Source organism: Pseudomonas sp. Irchel s3f7 (assembly GCF_900187615.1).
Lineage (GTDB): Bacteria > Pseudomonadota > Gammaproteobacteria > Pseudomonadales > Pseudomonadaceae > Aquipseudomonas.
The window spans coordinates 181,268-207,529 of sequence record NZ_FYDO01000007.1 but is presented as its reverse complement, the minus strand read 5'-3'; the positions used below and the strand labels follow the sequence as shown (position 1 = coordinate 207,529).

Below are 26,262 nucleotides of genomic sequence, written 5' to 3'. Positions count from 1 at the left end.
GTTGATGAATCGGTGCTGATCTACAACGCGGAGCGGCCACATCTGGCCTTGAAATACAAAACGCCCGATGCAGTGCATCGGGCGTTTTGAGACTGAAACAGGTGTAAACCTATTTCAGGACTAGACATCACGCAAGCCCCCGGGAAAGAAAGATAACGCATACCTGTAGGAGCTGGCTTGCCAGCGATGGTCGTTAACGATAACGCGTTTTTGAACCGGATAAACGCGGCGCACTTGAGTCCATCGCCGGCAAGCCGGCTCCTACAGGGAATGTGCGAGGCCGGCAGGTTTGAGCTAAGGCTTCATCCCCAGTTCACGCTTGACCAACCCAAGCAACTCGCCCGAATCAATCGGCTTGAGCAGGAAGTCCACCACGCTCAAATGCATCGCGGCGATCGCGTCCTCCACATCGGCATCGCCCGAGACGATGATGATCGGCAACGCTGCCCGTACCGACTCGCGGACCTGGCGGATCAGGTCAAGTCCATCGACGTGGCCCATTCGCAGGTCAGTGATCAGCAAACCAATAGTGGGTTTTTTGATCTCCGTTTCGGCCACCAGGATCCTGAGTGCAGCCTCACCACTGGCCGCCGTCACACAGCGAATACCGTCCAGTGCCAGAATCTCCGACAGTAACTCCCGGGCATCTTTATCGTCATCGACGATCAGCACCCGTTGCGGCGGCAGGTCAGGTTCCAGCATGACGGCACTCAATGCTTCCCGCTCGGCGTCACTCAAAATATCGTGGTCGGACATGGCGTTCTCTACATGTTCAGATCAATTCCCTAGCACAGTGGTCAGACATCGCTAAGCAGGCCTTAAATGTGCGCTTCGTCGGATATTTTTCCAATAGGGGGACAGAGAGGTTTTTCGTACAGTTGTGTAAGGTTCTTCCGACATTCCACCACAATGATTGCCTACCTAGACTTACGTCCAATGGGCACTCCGGCCGCAGGGGTCGACCATGTCTGAGACATCCGACCACAACAATTCAAACAACGACTGCGGTAATGGTTATGAGTAAAGCGGACGCCTTCACACAGGCAGGGAAAACCGCGGTGTTGCAGAACATCCAGGGTACGTTGCAATTTCTTCAGCGCTTCCCGCCTTTCAATCAGATGGAACAGGCTCACCTGGCGTTTCTGGTGGAGCAATGTCAGCTGCGTTTCTATGCCCCCGGCGAGAGCATCATCAAGCCCGCCGACGGTCCGGTTGAACACTTCTATATCGTCAAGCAAGGCCGGGTGGTGGGCGAACGTCCGCACACGGCCAAGGGTGGCACTGAAACGGTGTTCGAAATCACCACCGGCGAGTGCTTCCCTCTAGCGGCGTTGCTCGGTGAACGGGCGACTCGCACCGAGCACCTGGCCGGCGAAGACACGTTTTGCCTGCAACTGAACAAACCCGCGTTCATCCGCATGTTTTCACTCTCGGACACCTTTCGCAACTTTGCCCTGCGTTGCGTCAGCAGTTTGCTGGACCAGGTCAATCAGCAGGTCCAGCAAAAAGCCGTGGAAACCCTCGGCACCCAGTATTCGCTCAACACCCGATTGGGTGAGCTGGCCATGCGTCATCCGGTGACTTGCAGCCCGCTCACGCCGCTGCGCGAGGCCGTGACGCTGATGCATGAACAGCAGGTCGGCAGCATCGTGGCCGTCGACGAACACAAAGCACCCCTGGGGATTTTCACCCTGCGCGACCTGCGCCAGGCCGTGGCCAATGGCAGCAGTGACTTCAACGAAGCCATCGAGCGGTTCATGACCCCCGCGCCCTTTTACCTGTCGCCGGATCACAGCGCCTTCGATGCCGCGATTGCCATGACCGAGCGCCACATCGCCCACGTCTGCCTGGTCAAGGATCAGCGCCTGTGCGGCGTGGTGTCGGAGCGCGATCTGTTTTCCCTGCAACGGGTCGATCTCGTGCACCTGGCGCGGACCATCCGCAATGCGCCCCGGGTGGAAAACCTGGTGGCGATGCGTGGCGAAATCGGCCAGCTGGTCGAGCGCATGCTGGCGCACGGTGCGTCTTCGACCCAGATCACGCACATCATCACCCTGCTCAACGATCACACCGTGTGCCGGGTGATCGAACTGACCCTCGCCGAGAAAGGCGACCCCGGCGTGCCGTTCAGTTGGCTGTGTTTCGGCAGCGAAGGCCGGCGCGAACAGACGCTGCACACCGACCAGGACAACGGCATTCTGTTCGAAGCCCGGGACGCGGCCCATGCGGCAGAGATTCGCGGCAAGTTGCTGCCCATCGCCCAGCAGATCAACCAGAGCCTGGCGCTGTGCGGTTTCACCCTGTGCAAGGGCAACATCATGGCCGGCAACCCCGAGCTGTGCCTGTCCCGTGCGGAATGGGCGCGACGCTTTTCGGCGTTTATCCGCGAGGCGACGCCGGAGAATCTGCTGGGCTCCAGCATCTATTTCGATTTGCGCGTGGTCTGGGGCAGCGAACAGAGTTGCGAACAGTTGCGGCGGGGCATTCTCGATCAGGTCGGCGACAACCGTTTGTTCCAGCGGATGATGGCCGAGAATGCGCTGCGCAATCGCCCGCCTGTAGGGCGTTTCCGTGATTTTGTGCTGGCGCGCAAAAATGGCGAGAAAGCCACGCTGGACCTGAAGACCCAGGGCCTGGCCCCTTTTGTCGACGGCGCCCGGGTACTGGCCCTCGCCCATGGCATCGAAGCGAACAACACGCTGGAGCGTTTTCGTCAGTTGATCGCCAACGAGGTGATCGACCCACTGGATGGCGCGGCGTACGAAGAGGCTTATCACTTCATTCAGCAAACGCGCATGCAGCAACATCAACTACAGACCCGGGAGAATTTTCCCTACTCCAATCGGGTCGATCCTGACAGCCTCAATCATCTGGATCGACGCATCCTGCGTGAGTCCCTGCGTCAGGCCCAACGCCTGCAAAGCAGCCTGAGCCTGCGGTATCAGCTATGAGCCTGTTTGCATGGCTGCGCCCAACCAGCCCAACCCTGCCCGCCGAGGTGCAGCAACGGCTTGATCGCTTGCCCGATGCTACTGCCCTTGGCGAATGCAGCCTGCGTGAGCAACGCTGGGTCGTGCTCGACCTGGAAACCACCGGGCTCAACATGAACAAGGATCGGGTGCTGTCCATCGGTGCGGTGGTGATCGAGGACGGCGCGATTGATTTCAGCCAGCAGTTCGAGCGCACCTTGCAATGCGCTGAAGTCAAACTCGGCCCCAGCGTGCTGATCCATGGTCTCGGCCCCAGTGCCATTGCGGCGGGCAGCGATCCGGCCGAGGCGTTGCTCGATCTGATGGAGTACATCGGTGACAGCCCGGTGCTGGCCTTTCATGCGCCGTTCGATCAACACATGCTCGGGCGCGCATTGAAAGATCATCTGGGCTACAAGTTGCAGCACCCGTTTCTGGATGTGGCGGATATGGCCCCGCTGCTGTGCCCTCAGGCACACATTCGCGAGGCCGGGCTGGACGACTGGATCGACTGGTTCAAGCTGGAGGTTTTCGAGCGCCACCACGCCAGTGCCGATGCGCTGGCCACTGCGGAACTGGCGCTGATCCTGTTCAGCCGGGCGCGGCAGCAGCAGATTCATAGCCCGTTAAACCTGCAACAGCGCTTGAGCCAATGGAAACGGCGGCAGCAGGCGCCGTCCTTTTAGACTCAGTTCGCATTAGCGTTAACTGTGGCGAGGGGGCTTGCCCCCGCTCGACTGCGAAGCAGTCGTCAAACCAGTAGCTGCAAACTGGCAGGAGAAACGGAGAGGGTCGCTTCGCAACCCAACGGGGGCAAGCCCCCTCGCCACAGGTTGGTGCACTCCTAATAAGCCGCGCCAATCACCCGACCAGCGCCAATTGCTTCCCGCCCTCGCCTCTGACACAATCGCGAACAATTCTCGTTAGTTAACACTTCCCAGTCGGTGATGCTGCGTGTCGTCAGTCCCTAGCCCTCAAAGTGAGCTCGTCGGTGCGTTGTATCGCGACCATCGCAGTTGGCTACTGGCGTGGCTTCGGCGCAACGTCGCTTGCCCACAACGGGCCGAAGACCTGAGCCAGGACACTTTCGTGCGCTTGTTGGGTCGTGAGGAGTTGAAGCTGCCTCGCGAGCCGCGGGCCTTCCTGGTGTCGATTGCCAAGGGCTTGCTGTTCGATTACTTCCGTCGCGCCGCACTGGAACAGGCCTACCTCACCGAACTGATGCTGATCCCCGAAGCCGAACAGCCGTCGGTGGAAGAACAGCAGATGATCCTCGAAGACCTGAAAAACATCGACCGCCTGCTCGGCAAGCTCTCCAGCAAGGCGCGGGCGGCGTTTCTCTACAACCGTCTCGATGGCCTGGGCCATGCGGAAATTGCCGAGCGTTTGGGCGTGTCGGTGCCGCGGGTTCGTCAGTACCTGGCCCAAGGCATTCGCCAGTGCTACATCGCGCTGTACGGTGAGCCGACATGAGCCCGGTCAGTTCCAAACCGGTGTCGGCGCAGGTACTGGACGCCGCGATTGCCTGGCAGTTGTCCCTGGACTCCGGCAACCCGGCGGAGCGCGAAGCGTTCACCCAATGGCACGCCGCCCACGAAGAACACGCCCGCGCCTGGCGCCAGTTGGGCATGCTCGACCAGCGCTTCAGCGTTGCCAGCGGCCCGGCCCGTACCGCCCTGCTGCAATCGCGCGAAGGCATTCGTCGGCGCGTGCGCAAACTCGGTAACGGATTGGCCAGTGTCGTCGCAGTGATCGGCCTGGCGTTGTTCGCTGGCGAACGGTATCTGCCGGTCGATTATTGGCTGGCCGACCAGCGCACCGCGACCGGCGAACAGCGCACCCTTCGCCTGGCCGACGGCACCGTGATCAACCTCAATACCCACAGCGCCGTGGACGTACGTTTCGATGAGAAGCAGCGCCTGATCATCCTTCAGGAAGGCGAAATCCTTATCGAAACCGGTCATGGCGACCCCCGGCCCTTCATCGTCGAAACCCGCGAAGGCAGCATGCGCGCACTGGGTACGCGGTTCCTGGTCAAGCGTGAGGAAGAAGGCACGCGTCTGAGTGTGTTGCAGTCGGCGGTGGCGGCTCATCCGCAATCCAGTCCTGAAGAACAGATCCTGCGCGAGGGCCAGCAAGTGCTGATCCGCAGCAATGGCCTGGGGCCGATCCTGGCCGTCAACCTCGGTGCCGATGCCTGGACCCGCGGCATGCTGGTGGTGGACAACGCACGCCTGGAAGACCTGATTCATGAAATCGGCCGCTACCGACGAGGGTATCTGGGGGTTGCACCGGAAGTCGCTGACCTGCGGATTACCGGCAGTTTCCCGCTGCGCGATACCGACCTGGCGCTCAATGCGCTGCTGCCGACCTTGCCGGTGAAAATCGAACAGCACACGCAATGGTGGGTGACGGTGGTGAAGGCCGACTCCAAACACTGAATCATCCCGTTAACCCCGTGGCGAGGGAGCTTGCTCCCGCTGGGGTGCGAAGCGCCCCCATGCACTTTCCAGTTAGTCCGTACTCACTGATGTGACGACTGCTGCGCAGTCGAGCGGGAGCAAGCTCCCTCGCCACAAAAGGGCCGATAGATACAAACGCACTTCCTGAATCTAAATTATTTTCATCCAGCCCTATCACTTTTTGATTTTCGTTCGGCACTTAGGCAATTGAGAAGTATTCCCTTTCAGGAGCCGCTGTATGTCCCGCTCGCTAGACACCTTGTTGCGCCCCAGTTTGCTGGCGCTTGCCATTGCCTTTTGCACCCCTTTGGCCAGCAGCCAACTGATCGCCGCTGAACAGGCATCCAGCGTTCGTGCCTACAACTTGCCCGCCGCGCCACTGGCCAGCACCCTGAATCAGATTGCAAGCCAGGCCGGTCTGGCGCTGTCGTTGAATCCGTCGCTGGCGGCGGGCAAGACCTCGGCCCCGGTCAACGGCCAGTTCGACGCGGCGGGCGCCCTGCGCGAAGCCCTGCGTGGCACCGGTCTGCAACTGGAACAAAGCAGCGCCGGCACCTACAGCCTGGCGGCGGTACCCGAGGGCGTGATGGCGCTGCCGGCGACCAGCGTGATCGGCGTGGAAGACGCTGAAAGCGCTTGGGGCCCGGTGCAAGGCTATCTGGCCAAGCGCACCGCTGCCGGGACCAAGACCGATACCGCACTGGCCGAAGCGCCGCGTTCAATCTCGGTCGCCACCCGCGAACAGATGCAAGACCGTGCCGTACAGAATCTGGATGACGCCGTGCGTTACATGCCCGGCGTCATTGCCAGCAGCTACGGCAGCGATAGCCGCGCCGAATGGCTGAAGGTGCGTGGCTTTGAGCCTACCCAGTTCCTCGATGGTTTGCCGCTGCCAAAGGGCACCTACACCATGCCGAAAATGGAAACCTGGGACCTTGAGCGCGTCGCCCTGCTGCGTGGCCCTGCGTCCTCGCTGTACGGCCAGACGCCGCCTGGTGGCTTGATCGACATGGTCAGCCGTCGCCCTGATGCCTTGGCCAGCAATGAAGTGCAATTGCAGGTCGGCAGCTACGAACGCAAGCAGGTCAGCTTTGACAGCACCGGCCCGGTCGATGACGAAGGGCGTTTTTTGTACCGTGTCAGCGGTGTGGTTCGCGATAGCAACACCTCCATCGAACACATCGACGACAAGCGCTACAACATCGCGCCCAGCCTGACCTGGAACATCGATCCCGATACCACGCTGACATTCCTCAGCCAGTACAACCGTGACGATACGGGCTCCACCAGCCAGTTCCTTCCGTTGCAAGGCACCAAACTGTCCTCGCCTGCCGGTGAAGTGAAGTACCACAAGAACCTCGGCGATCCGGAATGGGAGTTCTACGACAAGACCTATTACGCGTTGGGCTATGCCTTTGAGCATCGGATGAACGACGTCTGGCAGTTCCGTCAGAACCTGCGCTACACCAAGAGCGATCTGTCCTTCCAGAGCATCACCTCGGGCGGCTACTACGGCTCGGTCAGCGATGACGGCACCGTGGCCCGTGGTGCCAACGTCGTCGACGAAGACCTCAGCCAATTCGCGGTGGATAACAATTTCCAGGCTGATTTCGACACCGGTGTCATCAAGCACACCGTGCTGCTGGGGCTGGACCACCAACGCGTCAACACCAACTACAAATGGCTGTACGGCAATGCGCCACCCAGCAACATCACCCACCCGATCTACGGTCAGGACTTCACCAACGTCAAATACACCGCTTACAACGATTACAACCAGAAGACCCATGACACCGGCCTGTACGCTCAAGACCAGATGGCCCTCGATAACTGGCGCCTGACCCTGGGCGGTCGTCAGGACTGGCTGCATACGGATTCGACGTTCTACAACATGAACGACGCCAAGGACACCCGCAACGACAGCAACTTCAGCGGCAACGCGGCCATCAGCTATGTGTTCGATTCTGGCTTCACCCCTTACATCTCGTACGCCGAATCCTTCCAGGCGGAAGCCGGTGGCGCTAATGGCGAGGCGTTCAGCCCTGGAACCGGCAAGCAATACGAAGTGGGTATCAAGTACCAGCCGCCAGGCACCGACATGCTGTTCACGGCAGCGGCCTATGACCTGACCCGCAAGGACATCGTACTCAGTGACACCCTGGGCGTGTCTCGTCCATTGGGTGAGGCCAAGGTGCGTGGCTTCGAGCTGGAAGCGACCGGTAACGTCAACGAGAACCTGAAGCTGACCGCTTCGTACACCTACGCCAACAGCAAGATGACCAAAGTCACCGATCCGCTGGACAAAAACCGTCCGCTGCCACTGACCCCGGAAAACCAGGCCGCTGCCTGGGCTGACTACACCTGGCACACAGGTGTTCTGGATGGCTTCGGTATCGGCTTTGGTGTGCGATATGTCGGCGAAACCGACAACATCGCGATCGGCAGCATGGCCTACGTGCGCGATCCATCAGATGGCCATAGCGATTCCTATACCGTCTATGATGCGGCCGTCCATTACGACCTCGGTCGCCTGGACAATGTGCTCAAGGGCGTCAGTGTCAGCGTCAATGCCAACAACGTATTCGACAAGGAATACATTTCGACCTGTGACGGCTTCTACTGCTATTACGGCGACCGTCGCAACGTCATGGCCAGCATCGGCTACAAGTGGTAACCGCTTGACCTGACGCACCCAATGACCAGGCCGTCCTTCGTGGACGGCTTTGGTTTTTCTGAAGGCTATGAAATGAAAAGTAAAACAATTCGCCGCTGGTCCGCTGTCCACACCTGGACCAGCCTGATCTGTACCGTGTTTCTGCTGATGCTGGCATTGACCGGCCTGCCGTTGATCTTCCACCACGAGATCGACCATTTGCTGGGCGATGCCGCCGAGTTGAAAGTCATGCCGGCAGACACCCCGCAGTTGAACCTGCAGCAATTGGTGCAGGCTGCGGAAAAACATCGTCCTGGCGAAGTCGTGCAGTACTTCGGTTATGAAAAGGACGAACCCAACGCCGCCATCGCAATCATGGCACCCACCGCGGGTACCGAACCGAATTCGTCCCACACCTTCATGCTCGACGCCCGTACCGGCGAAGCGCTGGAGATGCCCTCGGCCAACGGCGGCTTCATGATGGTGATGCTGCGTCTGCACGTGGACATGTTCGCCGGATTGCCGGGCAAGTTGCTGCTGGCGTTCATGGGGATTCTGTTCGTCGTCGCGATTGTCTCCGGCACCGTGCTGTACCTGCCGTTCATGCGCCGCTTGAAATTCGCCACCGTGCGGCAGGACAAATCCACCCGCCTGCGCTGGCTCGATCTGCACAACCTGATCGGTGTCGTGACGCTGACGTGGGCGCTGGTGGTCGGCGTGACCGGTGTCGTCAGTGCCTGCGCGGACTTGCTGATTGCCGCATGGCGCAACGACACACTGACCGCGATGATCGCGCCCTATCGCGATGCACCGCCGCTCACAGAACTGGCGCCCGCCACCCGTTTGCTCGACATCGCCAGGGAAGTCGCGCCGGGTATGCAGCCGGACTTCATCGCCTTCCCCGGCACGCGTTTTTCCAGCGAGCACCATTACGCGGTGTTCATGAAGGGCAGCACGCACCTGACCTCGCACCTGCTGACGCCGGTACTGATCGATGCCAGCACCCTGCAAGTCACCGCCGTGGTCGAGCGCCCGTGGTACATGGACGTCATGGGCATGTCGCAGCCGTTGCACTTCGGTGACTACGGCGGCATGCCGATGCAGATACTCTGGGCGACCCTCGATGTGCTGACCATCATCGTGCTCGGCAGCGGGGTTTACCTGTGGGTGGTGCGCCGCAGGGCCACGAAACCGGTGCTGGAAAAAGCGGAGAGCGTGGCATGAAGCGCCGGCAGTCAAATTTCTGGAAGGTCTTCGCCACCCCCACTGTCATCGCCCTGTTCAGCGCGGCGGGGTTGTTTGCCGCATTGTTGGGCGATGGTGTGTGGGATGCGCTGAGCTGGGTGGGGCTTGGCATCCCGGCCATCCTGGGCCTGCGCGGCCTCCTGCAACGCCGCTGATTTTTTGTAGGAACGCGCTATGCTGCCCGACAATGCCCACCGATCGAGACGCTGCCATGTCCGCCCCGAGCATGACCCTGTACCACAACCCCCTTTCCCCCTTCGTCCGCAAAGTCATGGTGATGCTGCACGAGACCGGTCAACAGGACCGCGTGGCGTTGCAGAACTGCGTGCTCACGCCGGTCGATCCGGACCTGACGCTGATCAATGACAACCCGCTGAGCAAAATCCCCGCGCTGCGTCTGGCCGATGGCAACATCATTCACGACAGCCGGGTGATCCTCGATTACCTCGACCATCAGCACGTCGGCAACCCGCTGATCCCCCGCGAAGGTTCGGCCCGCTGGCGCCGTCTTAACCTGGCCTCCCTGGCCGACGGGATCATGGATGCCGCCGTGCTGGTGCGCTACGAAGTCGTCCTGCGCGCCCCGGAAAAACACTGGGACGCGTACCTCGACGGCCAGCGCGACAAAATCCGCCGCGCCCTGGCGTTGCTGGAAAAAGACGCGATTGCCGAGCTGACCAGCCACTTCGACGTGGCCGCCATCAGCGTGGCGTGTGCCCTGGGTTACGTAGACCTGCGCCATCCGGATCTGGACTGGCGCACGGCGAATCCGCAGCTGGCGGCCTGGTATTTCGAGGTCAGTCAGCGGCCATCGATGATCGCGACGATGCCGAAAGTTTGAAGCGACCCTAGCAGTTCTGATAGTAGGCAAGCGCTGAAAAAACTCCGATGCTCAAGGTCCTGCCATCCGGACCTTGAACGGAGTTCAGCCATCCACAAGCACTATCAAAGAAAACCAACTCATCGAATCAGTCCCGCGTTTGCTTCATCCCCAAGCAATCAATCGACCGATCAACCATGGCCTTGGCGATTTCCAGCAAATGCCAGATAGAAAATACCATGGCCCTGTCTGCGCCTTTGAGGTGGTCGCCGCACTGATAGGCCGTGACCGAGGCGCAGCGCAGGAGGTCGGCGACGTAGAGTTGGGTGTCTTCGAAGCTCACGTCATTGCTGACGTTGTAGAACCGGAGTTCATCCGGTGCCGAGGGTTGTTCGCCGGTCAGGTAGAAATCGATTGCCCGGTAGAGTGCGGAGCGGTCTCTGCACAGTTCGTCGTTTTCGGTTGAATGGGAAGGTGGATCGGGGACTGGCCGTTTCATCGGTGTTTCTCCTATTGCTGCGTAGGAGCGGACACTTCTCGCCTACTAAACGATAGGTGGCAGCTGTGCGCAGGTTAGTAGGCCGGTCAATAGGAAACCCGGTGCACCCGAAGATGCCCCACGCACAGCCGCCATATTCAGTACCGGCAAAGTTGCCGGGCATGAGCATGAAACGCTTTGCGCCTATTGATGCGGGCTACTAAACCCGATCACTGATGAGCAGTGACGGACGAAGACTAGGCACGCAAATCTGTCGGCGCAAGCGTGCGAAATAATCTAGGAAGCGTCCTGCAAAAGGAAGGGATTGGCTCTGTAGGAGGCGAGTTTTTTCTGTGGGAAAACTTACTTTCGACGAGCGAAGTTACCTGTGCGGCCCCTCCACTTCAGCCGTGAACAGAGGGCCGCCGCCCTATCAGATCTGATAGTAGGCAGCCGCTGAAAAAACTCCGATGCTCAAGATCCTGCCATCCGGACCTTGAACGGAGTTCAGCTCATGCCCAGTTCACCCAGGAAAACCGTTTTGTGTCGTTATCACTACGATCCGCTGGATCGTCAGAATGGTTGCACAGTGCTTCATCAGCACACCATCCAGCGGTTTAATTGCAAAGACCAATTAGTCACCGAGATCCAGGGCAACGCTCGGCGGAACATCTTTCAGCACGATCAACAGTTGCTCGCTCAACTAAATCAACTCGACGCTAATCAACAATCCGGCTTATCCGCCGTAAACCTTCTCGCCGGATTCACCGCAGCCCCAAACTCACGCAACGCCTTGGCCCCAATCAACAACGGATAATTAAAGCTACTACGGTCCGTCAAGTTAACCTCAACCGTGCGCTTGACGTTGCCCAGGCACAATTCCAGATCGACCACCGGACGCTTGGTGGGCGCGACCACTTCGCTTTCATCCTCGTCCTCTTCGGAGCGGGTCTTGATCTTGCTGATCCGTGCAACTTTGTGCTCGTAGACCTTGTTGCTTGCATCTTTGGTGGCGAGTCGGAAACGTACCCAGTCTTCGCCATCGCGGGTGAAGGTTTCGATGTCTTTGGCCGACAGTGACGCTGTCAGCGCGCCAGTGTCCATCTTGGCTTTGAGCACTTCGCCGCCGATTTCCGGCAGCGCGATGTATTCGTAGCGCCCGTACAGGGTTGGCTCCGCGGCCATGACCGGCAGGGCGATGAGGGTGAGCAATGCAAGGAGGGATTTCACGTAGTGGGGTTCCTTGGAAATTGAGGGCGAGGTTTTAGACAGCTCGCGAGCCATTCGTTCGCCCGGAGATTGCTTCGCGAGCAGGCTCGCTCCTACAGGGTTTTGCGCCGCCCCAATCTACTGAAGGAGCAAGCTTGCTCGCGATGTGGCCAGCACATTCAACACAATGCTTGCGCCAAGCATACCCGGCCAAAAGTGAAACATTCGTCACCCATCGATTTGGCCTGTCGCCCGAAGCTGCTTATCATGGCGCGCCCAGATGATTTCAAGAGTTACTTATGCGCCGCCTGCTCACCGGCTGTTTCGTCACCCTTCTGCTATTGCTCAACACCCTGGTCCTGATCGGACCGCTGTTGGTGTTTGCCCTGTTCAAACTGGTCCTGCCCGGCCGCTTTCGCGACAACGCCTCAAGGGCAGTGATGTGGATCGCCGAGACCTGGTCCGAAATCGACAAGCTGATTTTCCGCCTGTGCATCCCCACCCAGTGGGACATCCGCGGCGGTGACGATCTGCGTCGCGACACGTCGTATCTGGTGATCAGCAACCATCAATCGTGGGTAGACATCCCCGCGCTGATCCAGACACTCAACCGGCGCACGCCGTTTTTCAAATTCTTCCTCAAGAAAGAACTGATCTGGGTGCCCTTCCTGGGCCTGGCGTGGTGGGCGCTGGATTACCCGTTCATGAAGCGCTACAGCAAGGCCTTCCTGGCCAAGCATCCGGAGCTGGCGGGCAAGGATCTGGAAATCACCCAACAGGCCTGCGAACTGTTCAAGCGTCAGCCGGTCACTGTGGTCAATTATCTGGAAGGTACGCGTTTCACGGCGGCCAAACGCGCTCATCAGCAATCACCGTTCACCCACCTGCTCAAGCCCAAGGCCGGTGGCGTGGCGTTTGTTTTGGCGGCGATGGGTGAACAGCTGGACGCGATTCTGGATGTGACGGTGGTTTACCCGCAGCAGACGATTCCGGGTTTCTGGGATTTGATCAGCGGCAACGTGCCGAGGGTAGTCATCGACATCAAGACCCGCGAGCTCGACCCTGTACTGTGGCAGGGCGATTACGAAAACGATTCGCTGTTTCGCGAGAATATCCAGAACTGGGTCAACCAGCTCTGGATCGAAAAGGACCAGCGCATCGACGCTTTGCGCGCCGAGCACATTTGAATCAAGCGCCGGTACCGGTGCCCCAGATGCTGCCCAGGCTGCTCAGTAACGAACCGCCGACACCCTGCTGACCGAGGTATTGCAGAAGTATCGGCGCAAACTGCCCGATCATGCCGGTGTCCATGCCCAGGGCGCTGAAGGCGTTGTTCAGGTCGCTTGTGTCCTTGACGTTGCCCAAGGCGTTGTCCAGCCCAGCGGCTTTGCCGGTGGAGCCGAGTAGCCCGGCCAACGCACCCAACTCGCCGCCGCCCGACAACTTGTCGATCCCGGGCACACTCTTGGCCAGTTCCGAGTAATCGGTCGAGCTCAACTGATTCTTCGCCAGCCCCAACATCGCGCCGGCACCGCCGACGGCTTGCTGCGGGGTGATGTTCAATTGAGTGAGTGCGCCCAGCAGATCTGCCGTTTGCGAAGTAGGCGCCGCTTCGGTAGCCGCGTTGCCACCCTGCATGCCCGAAATGGCGTTGGCCGCATCGTTCAGGCTGAACTGTGCGAAGACTGGGGTGGCGGAAAAGGCCAACAGCGAAGCCAGTGCAATACCGCGTGAAATCTTCATCCAGACATCCTCTTGCACCATGAAAACCGCCCGGTTGAAGAGCGGTAAAACTGCCGGTTTGACCGGGGTTACGCCCACATGTTCCTCAGGCTGAAGTGAATTCTGTCTGCTTGTGCCGAGCCCGTGAGAACACTGCGCCACTATCAGTTCTGCTAGTAGGCAGTGTTGGCGGATTGGGCGACAAGTTAAACCTTGAATGAATTGACTCTTCGGGAGTACGTGAGCATGTCGTCCAACCGCGAAACACTGCTTTGCCGCTACCGGTACGACCCGCTGGATCGACTGGTTGTCAGCACACCTTCAGCGCAGAGCGATGCTCAGCGCTTCTACGTGAAAGATCGCCTCGCCACTGAGATTCAAGGGGCGCGGCAGTGTTCGATCATGCAGCACGACGATCAATTGCTGGCGCAGCAACAGCGCCAGAACGGTACAGCGCAAACGCGCTTGCTTGCCACAGATCAGCAGCGTTCAGTGTTGAACGTACTCGATGCAACTCGCCCTCATCCTCTCGCCTACTCGCCCTACGGTCACCGCCATCCTGGCAACGGCTTGCTCAGCCTGCTCGGCTTCAACGGCGAACGGCCGGACCCGGTTACAGGATATTACTTGTTGGGGAATGGCTATCGGACGTTTAACCCGGTGTTGATGCGGTTTAACAGTCCGGACAGTTGGAGTCCGTTTGGGGAGGGAGGGTTGAATGCGTATGGGTATTGTGAGGGGGATCCTGTTAACTACTTGGATCCCACCGGACACGCCGGTGGCTGGGGGTTGCTTGCAAAAAACCTCACTACAGCCATCAAGCGCACAAAAATCGAAAGCCAATTTAGTTCCCTTCCAGTTTCGAGGCGTCGTTCAGTCACTTATTTACCCCGCCAGGAACAAGCTCTTGATGCTTCCGTTTCCAAAAAAGCATCATTTATTGGATATCATGGTTCGACAAAAGAGAACGCTGCCAGTTTAATCGCAGGAATTGACGCCAAGCATATGGATAGTGTGGGCGGTCTAAGCGGTGGAAAGGGGTTCTACGTAGCCCCCACCAAACAAACTGCCATCGACTTCTCAGAAGTAGCAGCAAGCTATACAGCAAATGGCACACCTCAAGTATTCGCGGTGCACGTTAATAACTTCACCTCTATGCGGCCAGGGCACCATTACCGTTTTAGAACTATGGGAGAAGGTGGGTTAACACATCGCAAACTCAATGAAATGGAAATTATTATGAGTGAGATATCCTACAAATCCATATCAATAAGAATGCTTGAAAAACAGAGAAAACCGATACTGCCGAGAGCTTCCGAAGCTCCATTTTGACTCATTCGATAACAAAATAAAAAGGGCGACATGGATGTAGCCCTTTTTAGTTTAACTACGCCGCACTAAACAACTTATGCGGATCAATCACAAACTTCTTCGGCACACCCGCATCGAACTCGCCATAACCTTCCGGCGCCTGATCCAGGCTGATCACCTGCACACCCACCACTTCAGCAATGTTGATGCGGTCCCACATGATCGCCTGCATCAACTGGCGGTTGTACTTCATGACCGGGGTCTGGCCGGTGTGGAAGCTGTGGGATTTGGCCCAGCCGAGGCCGAAGCGGATGCTCAGGCTGCCCATTTTCGCGGCAGCGTCGACGGCGCCCGGGTCTTCGGTGACGTAGAGGCCGGGGATGCCGATCTTGCCAGCGACACGTACTACGCCCATCAGCGAGTTGAGCACGGTGGCCGGGGCTTCGTGTTTGACGCCGTCGTGGCCGTGGCCGCGGGCTTCGAAGCCTACGGCGTCGACGGCGCAATCCACTTCCGGTTCACCGAGCAGCGCGGCGATTTGTTCGTGCAGCGGGGTATCGAGGGACAGGTCAGCGATTTCAAAACCCTGGGCCTTGGCGTGAGCCAGGCGCACGGTGTTGACGTCGCCGATGATCACCACCGCCGCGCCGAGCAAACGAGCTGAAGCGGCGGCTGCGAGACCAACCGGACCGGCGCCGGCGATGTACACGGTGCTGCCCGGGCCAACGCCTGCGGTCACAGCGCCGTGGTAACCGGTCGGCAGGATGTCGGAGAGGCAGGTCAGGTCGCGGATTTTCTCCATGGCCCGGTCGCGGTCCGGGAGTTTCAGCAGGTTGAAGTCGGCGTAGGGCACCAAGGCGTATTCGGCCTGGCCACCGGTCCAGTCGCCCATGTCGACATAACCGTAAGCACCGCCAGGACGCGCCGGGTTGACACTCAGGCAGACGCCGGTGTGCATTTCCTTGCAGGAACGGCAGCGCCCGCAAGCCACGTTGAACGGTACGGATACCAGGTCGCCGATTTTCAGATTTTCGACGTCGCTGCCCTTCTCGATCACTTCGCCGGTGATCTCGTGGCCCAGCACCAGGCCGGTTTGCGCCGTGGTACGGCCGCGCACCATGTGCTGGTCGGAGCCACAGATATTGGTGGAAACCACACGCAGGATGACACCGTGTTCAATCTTCCTGCCGCGCGGGTCCTGCATTTTCGGATAGTCGATTTTCTGTACTTCGACCTTGCCAGCGCCGAGATACACCACACCACGATTGCCAGACATGCTTTCACCTCGCTGTTGTTTTTATGGAACCGCGTTGCCCAGGCAGGCAGCGCGTTGAGTGCTCGGGTATAGATGCTGTTTCTTGTGTTGCTTTTAAGGACCTCATCGCTGGCAAGCCAGCTCCTACATTGATTCGGAGCGAACCCACTATTTGTGAACGACACAAACCCCTGTAGGAGCTGGCTTGCCAGCGATAGCGATCTAAAGAACGACCGTTCTATTCGCGTTGAGGAAAACCCTTCTTTCGATGTGATAGCCAACGGCTCTCGCCAGGGTCAGCCCTTCGATATCCCGCCCCTTGGCAATCAGATCCTCGGGGTAATGGCTGTGATCCACCGCCTCGACGCCTTGGGCAATGATCGGCCCTTCGTCGAGATCGTTATTGATGTAATGCGCGGTAGCACCCACCAGTTTCACGCCCTTGTTGTAGGCCTGGTGATACGGCTTGGCGCCTTTGAAACCGGGCAGCAGGGAGTGGTGAATGTTGATCGCCTTACCATCGAGCTTGCGGCACAGCTCCGGCGACAAGACCTGCATGTAGCGCGCAAGGATCACCAGTTCAGCGCCGGACTCTTCGATCACCTGCCACACCTGGCGCTCTTGCGACGGCTTGTCGTTCGGGTCCAGCGGGAAGTGGTAGTACGGAATCTGGTGCCAGTCGGCCAGCGGCTTGAGGTCCGGGTGGTTGGAGACCACGGCAGCCACGTCCATCGACAATTGGCCGATGCGCTGGCGATAGAGCAAGTCGTTGAGGCAGTGATCGGCCTTGGAGACCATGATCACCACTTTCGGCCGGTAGTTCGGCGCGGTCAGTTCGAAGATCATGCCGAAGGCTTCACCGCGCTCGGCTAGGCCCGCGCGGAAGGACTGCTCGTCGAAACCGTCAGGCTGGCGGAATTCCACACGAATGAAGAAACGGCCCGAGAGCCGGTCATCGAAGGAATGGTGTTCGGTGACGTAGCAGCCCTGCTCGAACAGAAAGCGGGTCACCGCGTCCACCGTGCCGAGCACGCTGGGGCAGTCGGCGGTCAGGATCCATGTGTCTGGGGCGCGGCTCATAGTGCGGTGACTCCTGTTCGTTGAATGGCAACCGCTGCGCGGTTGATCGCTGGCAAGCCAGCTCCTACAGGGGTTCACGTCGCTCTCAAGACCGACATCAATCCTGTAGGAGCCGGCTTGCCGGCGATAAATCTCAAGCCTGAACGCTCAGCCCGTACTCGGCAGAAGCATCCTGCAACCACAGCCACCAGTAATCCGAGAAGCTGCGGCGGATCAGCAGTTCCCAGGTGTCTTCGGCGGTGTGACGGATCATCAGTTGCGACTTGGCGAACACCGTGCCGACGGCTTTGCCCACCGGAAAGTTGTTCGGGTGCACGTCATAGCTGGTGGACTTCATCAATACCTGGCGCACGTTAGGGCCGCTCAGTTCGAGGAGTTGCTGGCCGCCGCTGACGTTGACGATTGCAATGTGCAGATCACCCAGCGCTGCGCGCAGTTTTTGCTCGGCGGCCAGTTCTTCACCGGTCGGCACGATCAGCAGCCACTCATCCGGTCCCATCCATTGCAGGCTGGTTTCGCCTTTGACGATGACGCTCAGTGCACCCGGCAGTTCGATGCCCAGGGCCTTGAGCACGCCAGCGGCGAATGCGGCATCGTGACCATCGCCACGAAGGGTCAGGTGGCCGAGGAGTTTCTTCTCGCGCACGACGACACCGGCGCTCTTGCGACCCTTGCCCACCAGGCTGGCGAGGTCGGCGTGATGCAACGACGACTCGGCCTTGGCCCCGGTGGTTGGGCGTTGTTGGTAAACATTGGCTGCGGTCATAAAGCACCTTTCCTGAATTCTGTTGATGGTGCGGTTGCCTCCTGTAGGAGCCGGCTTGCTGGCGATCCAAACGACGCGGTGTATCAGATGCACCGCGTTATCGTTCATCGCCAGCAAGCCGGCTCCTACGGACATCCGGCAATCACACGTTCTGGCGTTCGCCCTTCGGATCGAAGAACACCGAAGACACGATTTCCGCCTCGATCACGCTGCCGTCGGCCAGCGGTGCGAACACGCGCTCGCCCATCCGCTGCAACCCGCCCTTGACCACGCCCATGGCAAACGAATAGCCCAGGGAGTTGTGCAGGTAACTGGAAGTCACGTGACCGACCATGGTCATCGGGATGGCTTGCTTGGTGTTGAACACCAGTTGCGCACCTTCCGGCAGCCACTTGTTCGGATCGATCGGCTTCAGGCCCACCAGTTGCTTGCGCTGATCACGCACGCAGTCTTCACGGTTCATGCCGCGCCAGCCGATCCACGAGAACGGTTTGGTGCGACCGACGCACCAGCCCATGTTCAAGTCGTCCGGGGTCATCGAGCTGTCAGTGTCCTGACCGACGATGATGAAGCCCTTCTCGGCCCGCAGCACGTGCATGGTTTCGGTGCCATATGGCGCCAGGTTGTACTTCTTGCCAGCATCAACAATTTTCTCCAATACACCCATCGCATAGTCGGCTTGCACGTTGACTTCGTACGACAGCTCACCGGTAAACGAAATCCGGAATACCCGCGCCGGCACACCACCCACCAGACCTTCTTTCCAGGTCATGAACGGGAAAGCTTCGCTGCTCAGGTCGATGTCCGTGACTTCAGCGAGCAGCTTGCGGCTGTTCGGCCCGGACAGGGTCATGGTCGCCCAGTGGTCGGTGACGGAGGTGAAGTACACCTTCATTTCCGGCCATTCGGTCTGGTGGTACAGCTCCAGCCACTGAAGTACGCGAGCCGCGCCGCCGGTGGTGGTGGTCATGACGAAATGGTTGTCCGCCAGGCAAGCCGTCACACCGTCGTCGAAGACCATGCCGTCTTCTTTGCACATCAGGCCGTAACGCGCCTTGCCCACATCGAGCTTGGTCCAGGCGTTGGTGTAGACGCGGTTGAGGAACTCGCGCGCATCCGGGCCCTGGATGTCGATCTTTCCCAGGGTCGAAGCATCGAGCAGGCCGACGCTGTCGCGCACGGCTTTGCATTCGCGCTTGACCGCGGCGTGCAGGTCTTCACCGGATTTCGGGAAGTACCAAGGACGTTTCCACTGGCCGACGTCTTCAAACTCGGCGCCGTTTTTCAGGTGCCATTGATGCAGTGCGGTGTAACGCACCGGCTCGAAGATGTGCCCACAGTGACGACCGGCCACGGCGCCGAACGTCACCGGCGTGTAGTTCGGGCGGAACATGGTGGTGCCCATCTGCGGGATGGTCACGTTCAGCGAGCGGGCAGCGATGGCCAGGCCGTTGACGTTGCCGAGCTTGCCCTGATCGGTGCCGAAGCCCAGCGCGGTGTAGCGCTTGACGTGCTCGACCGACTCGAAGCCTTCGCGGGTCGCCAGTTCGATGGCGGCAGCGGTGACGTCGTTTTGCAGGTCGACGAATTGCTTCGGTGCCCGTGCGGTGTTCTTTTCGTGTGGCACCTGGAACAGCGCCAGCGTCGGCTCTTCAAGACGGCTCAGGGCTTTCGGCAACACGCCTTCAACCGATTGGAAGCCGGCTTCGGCAGCAGCGCGACCGCCGCCTTCAAAACCATCGGCCAGCGAATCGCCAAGGCCGTAAACGCCGTTGATGCCACCGACACACACGCGTTTCTGCGGCGCTTCACCCGGTACGAAACCGAGGATGTCTTCGCGCCAGATCGGCTTGCCGCCCAAGTGCGAAGCCAGGTGAACCACCGGGCTATAACCGCCGGAGCTGGCAACCACGTCGCAGTCGAGCCATTCGCCCGGGCTGGTGACTTTATGTCCCTTCACATCGATGGCGGCAACGCGGGCAGCGGTCACGTGCTTGCTGCCACGGGCCTCGATCACGGCGCTGCCGGTGAGGATGCGGATGCCTTTGGCGCGAGCCTCTTCCACCAGCGCACCACGCGGGTTGCTGCGGGCGTCGGCGATGGCCACCACTTGCAGGCTGGCATCGAGCCAATCCAGCGCCACGCGGTAGGCGTGGTCGTTGTTGGTCGACAGCACCAGTTTCTTGCCCGGTGCCACGCCGTAACGGCGCACGTAAGTCGAGATGGCGCCGGCGAGCATGTTGCCCGGTACGTCGTTGTTGCCGTAGACCAATGGACGCTCGTGAGCGCCGGTCGCCAGCACCACGCGAGTGGCACGGACCCGGTGAATGCGCTGACGCACCTGGCCAATCGGTGCGCGGTCACCGAGGTGGTCGGTCAGGCGCTCGTGAATGGTCAGGAAGTTGTGGTCGTGGTAGCCGTTGACCGTGGCGCGCGGCAACAGCAGCACGTCCGGGGTGTTCTTCAGTTCGTCGATGACACCGGCCACCCACTCCATCGCAGGCTTGCCGTCGAGGCTTTCGCGGGAGTCGAGCAGGCTGCCGCCGAACTCTTCCTGTTCGTCAGCCAGGATCACACGGGCACCGCTGCGTGCAGCCGCCAAAGCAGCGGCCAGACCCGCCGGGCCACCACCAACGATCAGCACGTCGCAGTGCTGGTTCATGTAGTCGTAGGTGTCCGGATCGTTCTCGGTCGGCGAGCGGCCCAGGCCAGCAGCCTTGCGGATGTACTTCTCGTAGGTCATCCAGAACGATTGCGGGTACATGAAGGTTTTGTAGTAGAAACCCGGTGGCATCAGCTTGCCGCCGACCTTGCCGAGAATCCCCATCATGTCGTTGTTCACGCTCGGCCAGCCGTTGGTGCTGGTGGCGACCAGGCCCTGATACAGCGCCTGTTGCGTGGCGCGCACGTTCGGGATCTGCGTGGCTTCGGTGGCGCCGATCTGCAGCACCGCGTTCGGCTCTTCAGCGCCGGCTGCGAAGATGCCGCGGGGACGGGAATACTTGAAGCTGCGACCGATGATGTCGACACCGTTGGCGATCAGAGCAGCGGCCAGCGAGTCGCCTTCAAAGCCTTTGTAGCTCTGGCCGTTGAAGGTGAACGTCAGGACTTTGTTGCGGTCGATCCGTCCGCCGTTGGACAGGCGATTGATCTGGCTCATACCTTCTCTCCCAGAGCCGTGCTGGCCGCTTTCGGGCTATCGGTCTTGTCGGTGAATTGTGGCTTGGTGCCGATCTTGTAGGTTTCGAGAATCTCGTAGGTCACGGTGTCGCGGGTGACGTTGAAGTACTGGCGGCAACCGGCGACGTGATCCCACAGCTCGTGGTGCAGACCGCGCGGGTTATCGCGGAAAAACATGTAGTCGCCCCACTCCTCGTCGGTGCAGGTATTCGGGTCCATTGGACGCGGGATGTGCGCCTGGCCGGATGCGTGGAATTCCTCTTCGGAGCGCAGTTCGCCGCAGTGAGGACAGAAGATATGCAACATAGGAAATTTCTCCTGTTAGTGGGCGACGGCCGCAGCGCCGTGTTCATCGATCAACGCACCGTTGTGGAAACGGTCGATGGAGAAAGGTGCGGCCAATGGGTGCATTTCACCCTTGGCCAGGCTCGCGGCAAATACGTTGCCCGAGCCAGGCGTGGCCTTGAAGCCACCGGTGCCCCAACCGCAGTTGAAGAACATGTTCGGAACCGGGGTTTTCGAAATGATCGGGCAGGCATCCGGCGTGGTGTCGACGATGCCGCCCCACTGACGGTTCATGCGTACGCGGGACAGCACCGGGAACATCTCGACGATGGCCTGGATGGTGTGCTCAATCACCGGGTACGAACCACGCTGGCCGTAGCCGTTGTAGCCGTCGATACCGGCGCCGATCACCAGGTCGCCCTTGTCGGACTGGCTGATGTAGCCGTGCACCGCGTTGGACATGATCACGCTGTCGATAATCGGCTTGATCGGCTCGGACACCAGCGCTTGCAGCGGATGGGATTCGATCGGCAGGCGGAAACCGGCGAGCTTGGCCATGTGCCCGGAGTTACCGGCAGTCACGACGCCGACGCGCTTGGCGCCGATGAAGCCCTTGTTGGTTTCAACGCCGATGCACACGCCGTTTTCCTTGCGGAAGCCGATCACTTCGGTCTGCTGGATCAGGTCCACGCCGAGGGCGTCGGCGGCACGGGCAAAGCCCCACGCCACGGCATCGTGACGAGCCACGCCGCCGCGACGCTGGACGGTCGCGCCCATCACCGGGTAGCGAGTGTTTTTCGAGCAGTCGAGGTACGGAATCTCGTCGGCCACCTGCTTGGCATCGAGCAGTTCGCCATCCACGCCGTTGAGGCGGTTGGCGCTGACCCGACGCTCGGAATCACGGATGTCCTGCAGGGTGTGGCACAGGTTGTAGACGCCGCGCTGGGAGAACATCACGTTGTAGTTCAGGTCCTGGGACAGGCCTTCCCACAGTTTCATCGCGTGTTCGTACAAGTGCGCCGACTCGTCCCAAAGGTAGTTGGAGCGAACGATGGTGGTGTTGCGTGCGGTGTTGCCGCCGCCCAGCCAGCCTTTCTCGACCACGGCCACGTTGGTGATGCCGTGCTCCTTGGCCAGGTAGTAAGCCGTGGCGAGACCATGTCCGCCACCGCCAACGATGACCACGTCGTAGACCTTTTTCGGGGTCGGCGTGCGCCACATGCGCTGCCAGTTTTCATGGTGGCTGAGGGAGTGTTTGAAGAGGCCGAAACCTGAGTAGCGTTGCATAGTCATTTACTCCAAAACCGCGCTCAGCGATAAACCGGAAAGTCCGCGCACAGTGCCGACACTTGCTGGGCAACATTGGCCTCGACATCGGCATCGCCGAGGTTGTCGAGGATGTCGCAGATCCAGCCGGCCAGTTCCACGCACTGGGCCACCTTGAAGCCGCGGGTGGTCACCGCCGGGGTGCCGATGCGCAGGCCGGAGGTCACGAACGGCGACTGTGGATCGTTCGGGACAGCGTTCTTGTTCACAGTGATGTGGGCGCGACCGAGTGCTGCGTCCGCCTCTTTGCCGGTCAGGCCCTGACGGATCAGGCTGACCAGGAACAGGTGGTTGTCGGTGCCGCCGGACACTACATCGTAGCCGCGTTTGATAAACACGCCGGCCATGGCCTGGGCGTTGTCGATCACTTGTTGTTGGTAGGTCTTGAAGCCAGGCTCCAGCGCTTCCTTGAAGCACACCGCTTTACCGGCGATGACATGCATCAGCGGGCCACCCTGGGCGCCCGGGAAAACTGCGGCGTTGAGTTTCTTCTCGATCTCTTCGTTGGACTTGCACAGGATCAGGCCGCCCCGTGGACCGCGCAGGGTCTTGTGGGTGGTGGTGGTGACCACATCGGCGTAAGGCAGCGGGTTCGGGTACAGACCGGCGGCAACCAGACCGGCCACGTGGGCCATGTCGACGAACAGCAGCGCACCCACCTTGTCGGCGATCTGGCGGAAACGCGGGAAGTCGAGAGTCTTGGAATAAGCCGAGAAACCGGCAACGATCATCTTCGGCTTGCACTCGACGGCCAGGCGCTCAACTTCGTCGTAATCGATGAGGCCGGTCTTGGTGTCGATGCCGTACTGCACGGCGTTGTACAACTTGCCCGAGGACGACACTTTGGCGCCGTGGGTCAGGTGACCACCGTGGGCCAGGCTCATGCCCAGAATGGTGTCGCCAGCTTGCAGCAATGCCAGGTACACGGCGCTGTTGGCCGAAGAACCGGAGTGCGGCTGGACGTTGGCGTAATCGGCGCCGAACAGTTGCTTGGCGCGTTCGATGGCCAGCGCCTCGACTTTGTCGACGTGCTCGCAGCCACCGTAGTAGCGCTTGCCCGGATAGCCTTCGGCGTACTTGTTGGTCAGGCCGCTGCCCTGCGCTTGCATGACGCGCTTGCTGGTGTAGTTCTCTGACGCGATCAGCTCGATGTGATCTTCCTGACGTTGCTCCTCGGCATTCATCGCCGCCAGCAGTGCATCGTCGTAACCCTGGATCTGGTCTTGCTTGCTGAACATCGCGTCTCTCCCAGCGGCATCAGTGCGCCATTCGTCTCGGTAAGGCACCGGCGTTTCGGCAGTGCCCTTTGATAGCGATGGTATGACTGGCTTGGAGAGATCAAATGCCTACGGGCGCCACGCAAAGGTGCGTTTACGACATGGCAAGAAATGGCTGGCCGAACACAACTATCAATTCAACGCAGATCCCTTGTAGGAGCTGGCTTGCCAGCGATGGGGCAGCACATCCGGCATTGATATCGGCAGGCCCGCCACAATCGCTGGCAAGCCAGCTCCTACAGGGTTATGCGATGGCCTGACGCAGTGCCAGCAACAGCAGGAAATGCACGGGATACAACGCATACGCCCAGCGCCGCATCGGCGGTGCTTTTACGTTCTTCGCATGTCGCAACAAGAACAGCCCCAGCCATGGCGCAATCAGACACGTGGCGACCGCCGCCATCGCCACGCCATTGCCCAGTCGAACGGAGAAATACAGCACCTGCCATTGATTGCACGCCAGGCAGATTAGCCCCGCCATCAGCGCGAAGTACCAGGGACGGTGGATCACCCACAACAACACCAGCGGCAACAAAACACCGAAGAAACCAAACATCACCCGCTGGGAAAAGAGCGCTGCCAAAAGCAAGGCGCCGACCGCCAACAGACGCGATTGCAGGGTCGGTTGCTGCCAGCCCCGCGCCACCAGCAGGCCAAGGGTTAGCGTCGGCAGCACATTGAACGTGTCCGGATTGGGAATAAACATCCGGTAAGGAATTTCACTCACCGCACTGAACAGCAACAGCCAACCCAGATAGCGCCATTGCCCGCCGTTCACCACCGCAGGCTTGCGCGCCAGATTGGCTGCCATCGCCAGGCAAAACCACGGAAACGCCAGACGCCCCGGCACATACAACAGATCGATGCTAAAGCCGACATATCGCAGGTGATCGAGCACCATGCACAACAGCGCCAGCCACTTGAGCAGATCCAGTGCCCCGTCGCGCTGCTTTAAGTGCATAGTCGCGTGCATAATCGCCCTTCGATTGTGTATTTTCCCGACAGCAACATCCCGTGTGCGCTCCTGACGATCTTGGGTAAAGTGCGCACCCTCATTGACCACGGAACGCTTCACCATAGGCGTTCCGACTACGGAAGCAGGCCATGACCGATAAGAGCCAACAATTCGCCAGCGACAACTATTCCGGCATCTGCCCTGAAGCCTGGGCGGCCATGGAACAGGCCAACCATGGCCATCAACGCGCTTACGGCGACGACGAGTGGACCGCCCGCGCCTCCGACGATTTCCGCAAACTGTTCGAAACCGACTGCGAAGTGTTCTTCGCCTTCAACGGCACCGCCGCCAACTCGCTGGCCCTGTCTTCGCTGTGCCAGAGTTACCACAGCGTGATCTGCTCGGAAACCGCCCACGTCGAAACCGACGAATGCGGCGCCCCGGAATTCTTTTCCAACGGCTCCAAACTGCTGATCGCCCGCACTGAAAACGGCAAGCTGACCCCGGAGTCGATCCGCGAGGTCGCGCTCAAGCGCCAGGACATCCACTACCCGAAACCCCGCGTCGTGACCCTGACCCAGGCCACCGAAGTCGGTAGCGTCTACACCCCGGACGAAATCCGCGCCATCAGCGTCACCTGCAAAGAGCTGGGCCTGAACCTGCACATGGACGGCGCACGCTTCTCCAACGCCTGCGCATTCCTCGGCTGCTCGCCGGCTGACCTGACCTGGAAGGCCGGTGTCGACGTGTTGTGCTTCGGCGGGACGAAAAACGGCATGGCGGTGGGCGAGGCGATTCTGTTCTTCAACCACAAGCTGGCGGAAGACTTTGACTATCGCTGCAAACAGGCCGGGCAACTGGCTTCGAAGATGCGCTTCCTGTCGGCGCCGTGGGTCGGGATTCTGGAAAACGACGCCTGGCTCAAATACGCCAACCACGCCAACCATTGCGCGCAACTGCTGGCCGAACTGGTCAGCGACATTCCCGGCGTAGAGCTGATGTTCCCGGTGCAGGCCAACGGCGTGTTCCTGCAACTGTCGGAACCGGCCATCGCCGCACTGACGGCCAAGGGCTGGCGTTTCTACACCTTCATCGGCAACGGCGGCGCACGCTTCATGTGCTCGTGGGATACCGAGGAAGAGCGGGTGCGGGAATTGGCCAAAGATATTCGTGAAGTGATGTCCGCCTGACACCCGTCTTTTGTAGGAGCTGGCTTGCCAGCGATGACGGCCGACCAGACACCGCGTCGCCTGGATCGCCAGCAAGCCG

General features: G+C 60.0%; 23 protein-coding genes. 11 read left to right on the top strand and 12 right to left on the bottom strand.

Annotated elements, in window-relative coordinates; all coding sequences use genetic code 11:
* Nucleotides 1-294: 294 nt before the first annotated feature.
* Nucleotides 295-756: a response regulator gene (locus CKW19_RS08540; RefSeq protein WP_095057502.1), complete on the bottom strand. Its 462-nt coding sequence runs from the start codon at nucleotides 754-756 to the stop codon at nucleotides 295-297.
* Between the two features lie 254 nt (nucleotides 757-1,010).
* On the opposite strand from CKW19_RS08540, the gene CKW19_RS08535 reads away from it, so the two are divergent.
* From CKW19_RS08535 to CKW19_RS08500, 8 genes are all read left to right on the top strand, one after another.
* Entirely contained in the window at nucleotides 1,011-2,951 is a 1,941-nt protein-coding gene (locus CKW19_RS08535; protein WP_177408790.1) for a putative nucleotidyltransferase substrate binding domain-containing protein, read from the top strand.
* Nucleotides 2,948-3,655: a PolC-type DNA polymerase III gene (locus CKW19_RS08530; protein WP_095057501.1), complete on the top strand. Its 708-nt coding sequence runs from the start codon at nucleotides 2,948-2,950 to the stop codon at nucleotides 3,653-3,655. Before CKW19_RS08535 ends, CKW19_RS08530 begins: the two co-directional genes overlap by 4 nt.
* 268 nt (nucleotides 3,656-3,923) lie before the next feature.
* Complete coding sequence (locus tag CKW19_RS08525; protein WP_095057500.1) at nucleotides 3,924-4,442, top strand: RNA polymerase sigma factor; 519 nt, start codon at nucleotides 3,924-3,926, stop codon at nucleotides 4,440-4,442.
* Complete coding sequence (locus tag CKW19_RS08520) at nucleotides 4,439-5,410, top strand: FecR domain-containing protein (protein ID WP_095057499.1); 972 nt, start codon at nucleotides 4,439-4,441, stop codon at nucleotides 5,408-5,410. The genes CKW19_RS08525 and CKW19_RS08520 overlap by 4 nt, the downstream gene beginning before the upstream one ends.
* Nucleotides 5,411-5,669: 259 nt before the next feature.
* The gene (locus CKW19_RS08515; RefSeq protein WP_095057498.1) at nucleotides 5,670-8,105 is read left to right on the top strand and encodes a TonB-dependent siderophore receptor; all 2,436 of its coding nucleotides are present in this window, start codon (nucleotides 5,670-5,672) and stop codon (nucleotides 8,103-8,105) included.
* Nucleotides 8,106-8,177: 72 nt separating this feature from the next.
* Entirely contained in the window at nucleotides 8,178-9,308 is a 1,131-nt protein-coding gene (locus tag CKW19_RS08510) for a PepSY domain-containing protein (RefSeq protein ID WP_095057505.1), read from the top strand.
* The gene (locus CKW19_RS08505) at nucleotides 9,305-9,484 is read left to right on the top strand and encodes a hypothetical protein (RefSeq protein WP_095057497.1); all 180 of its coding nucleotides are present in this window, start codon (nucleotides 9,305-9,307) and stop codon (nucleotides 9,482-9,484) included. The genes CKW19_RS08510 and CKW19_RS08505 overlap by 4 nt, the downstream gene beginning before the upstream one ends.
* Before the next feature lie 56 nt (nucleotides 9,485-9,540).
* Nucleotides 9,541-10,170 carry a glutathione S-transferase gene (locus CKW19_RS08500; protein ID WP_095057496.1) on the top strand — a complete coding sequence of 210 codons (630 nt, stop codon included), beginning with the start codon at nucleotides 9,541-9,543 and terminating at the stop codon, nucleotides 10,168-10,170.
* A gap of 127 nt (nucleotides 10,171-10,297) precedes the next feature.
* Here the strand turns inward: CKW19_RS08500 and CKW19_RS08495 are convergent, their stop codons facing one another.
* Together CKW19_RS08495 and CKW19_RS08490 are read right to left on the bottom strand one after the other, a co-directional pair.
* Entirely contained in the window at nucleotides 10,298-10,648 is a 351-nt protein-coding gene (locus CKW19_RS08495) for a DUF6124 family protein (protein ID WP_095057495.1), read from the bottom strand.
* A 702-nt stretch (nucleotides 10,649-11,350) separates the two neighbouring features.
* Nucleotides 11,351-11,857: an ATP-dependent zinc protease gene (locus CKW19_RS08490; RefSeq protein WP_159953417.1), complete on the bottom strand. Its 507-nt coding sequence runs from the start codon at nucleotides 11,855-11,857 to the stop codon at nucleotides 11,351-11,353.
* A gap of 278 nt (nucleotides 11,858-12,135) precedes the next feature.
* Here CKW19_RS08490 and CKW19_RS08485 point away from each other — a divergent pair, with 278 nt between their 5' ends.
* Nucleotides 12,136-13,023 carry an acyltransferase gene (locus CKW19_RS08485; RefSeq protein ID WP_095057493.1) on the top strand — a complete coding sequence of 296 codons (888 nt, stop codon included), beginning with the start codon at nucleotides 12,136-12,138 and terminating at the stop codon, nucleotides 13,021-13,023.
* Nucleotide 13,024: 1 nt separating this feature from the next.
* On the opposite strand, the gene CKW19_RS08480 is transcribed toward CKW19_RS08485, so the two are convergent.
* Nucleotides 13,025-13,579: a DUF2780 domain-containing protein gene (locus tag CKW19_RS08480; protein ID WP_095057504.1), complete on the bottom strand. Its 555-nt coding sequence runs from the start codon at nucleotides 13,577-13,579 to the stop codon at nucleotides 13,025-13,027.
* Between the two features lie 225 nt (nucleotides 13,580-13,804).
* Here CKW19_RS08480 and CKW19_RS08475 point away from each other — a divergent pair, with 225 nt between their 5' ends.
* A complete protein-coding gene (locus CKW19_RS08475) occupies nucleotides 13,805-14,890 on the top strand; it encodes an RHS repeat-associated core domain-containing protein (protein WP_095057492.1) in 1,086 nt (361 codons plus the stop codon).
* Between the two features lie 55 nt (nucleotides 14,891-14,945).
* On the opposite strand, the gene fdhA is transcribed toward CKW19_RS08475, so the two are convergent.
* The 8 genes from fdhA to CKW19_RS08435 all read right to left on the bottom strand — a co-directional run bounded on the left by fdhA (nucleotide 14,946) and on the right by CKW19_RS08435 (nucleotide 24,999).
* Nucleotides 14,946-16,145: a formaldehyde dehydrogenase, glutathione-independent gene (fdhA, locus tag CKW19_RS08470; protein WP_095057491.1), complete on the bottom strand. Its 1,200-nt coding sequence runs from the start codon at nucleotides 16,143-16,145 to the stop codon at nucleotides 14,946-14,948.
* Nucleotides 16,146-16,346: 201 nt separating this feature from the next.
* Nucleotides 16,347-17,204 carry a formyltetrahydrofolate deformylase gene (gene purU, locus CKW19_RS08465; protein WP_007981374.1) on the bottom strand — a complete coding sequence of 286 codons (858 nt, stop codon included), beginning with the start codon at nucleotides 17,202-17,204 and terminating at the stop codon, nucleotides 16,347-16,349.
* 133 nt (nucleotides 17,205-17,337) lie between these two features.
* Nucleotides 17,338-17,970, bottom strand: coding sequence for a sarcosine oxidase subunit gamma (locus CKW19_RS08460; protein ID WP_095057490.1), 633 nt, complete (start codon nucleotides 17,968-17,970; stop codon nucleotides 17,338-17,340).
* Between the two features lie 142 nt (nucleotides 17,971-18,112).
* On the bottom strand, nucleotides 18,113-21,130 hold the full coding sequence (locus tag CKW19_RS08455; protein WP_095057489.1) for a sarcosine oxidase subunit alpha: 3,018 nt from the start codon (nucleotides 21,128-21,130) through the stop codon (nucleotides 18,113-18,115).
* Nucleotides 21,127-21,456 carry a sarcosine oxidase subunit delta gene (locus CKW19_RS08450; protein WP_095057488.1) on the bottom strand — a complete coding sequence of 110 codons (330 nt, stop codon included), beginning with the start codon at nucleotides 21,454-21,456 and terminating at the stop codon, nucleotides 21,127-21,129. Before CKW19_RS08450 ends, CKW19_RS08455 begins: the two co-directional genes overlap by 4 nt.
* A 15-nt stretch (nucleotides 21,457-21,471) precedes the next feature.
* On the bottom strand, nucleotides 21,472-22,722 hold the full coding sequence (locus CKW19_RS08445) for a sarcosine oxidase subunit beta (RefSeq protein WP_007980419.1): 1,251 nt from the start codon (nucleotides 22,720-22,722) through the stop codon (nucleotides 21,472-21,474).
* 23 nt (nucleotides 22,723-22,745) lie between these two features.
* Nucleotides 22,746-23,999, bottom strand: a complete 1,254-nt coding sequence (gene glyA / locus CKW19_RS08440) for a serine hydroxymethyltransferase (RefSeq protein WP_053163070.1) — start codon at nucleotides 23,997-23,999, stop codon at nucleotides 22,746-22,748.
* 283 nt (nucleotides 24,000-24,282) lie between these two features.
* Nucleotides 24,283-24,999, bottom strand: coding sequence for a TraX family protein (locus tag CKW19_RS08435; RefSeq protein ID WP_256580308.1), 717 nt, complete (start codon nucleotides 24,997-24,999; stop codon nucleotides 24,283-24,285).
* Between the two features lie 143 nt (nucleotides 25,000-25,142).
* On the opposite strand from CKW19_RS08435, the gene CKW19_RS08430 reads away from it, so the two are divergent.
* Complete coding sequence (locus CKW19_RS08430; protein WP_095057486.1) at nucleotides 25,143-26,183, top strand: low specificity L-threonine aldolase; 1,041 nt, start codon at nucleotides 25,143-25,145, stop codon at nucleotides 26,181-26,183.
* Nucleotides 26,184-26,262 lie beyond the last annotated feature (79 nt).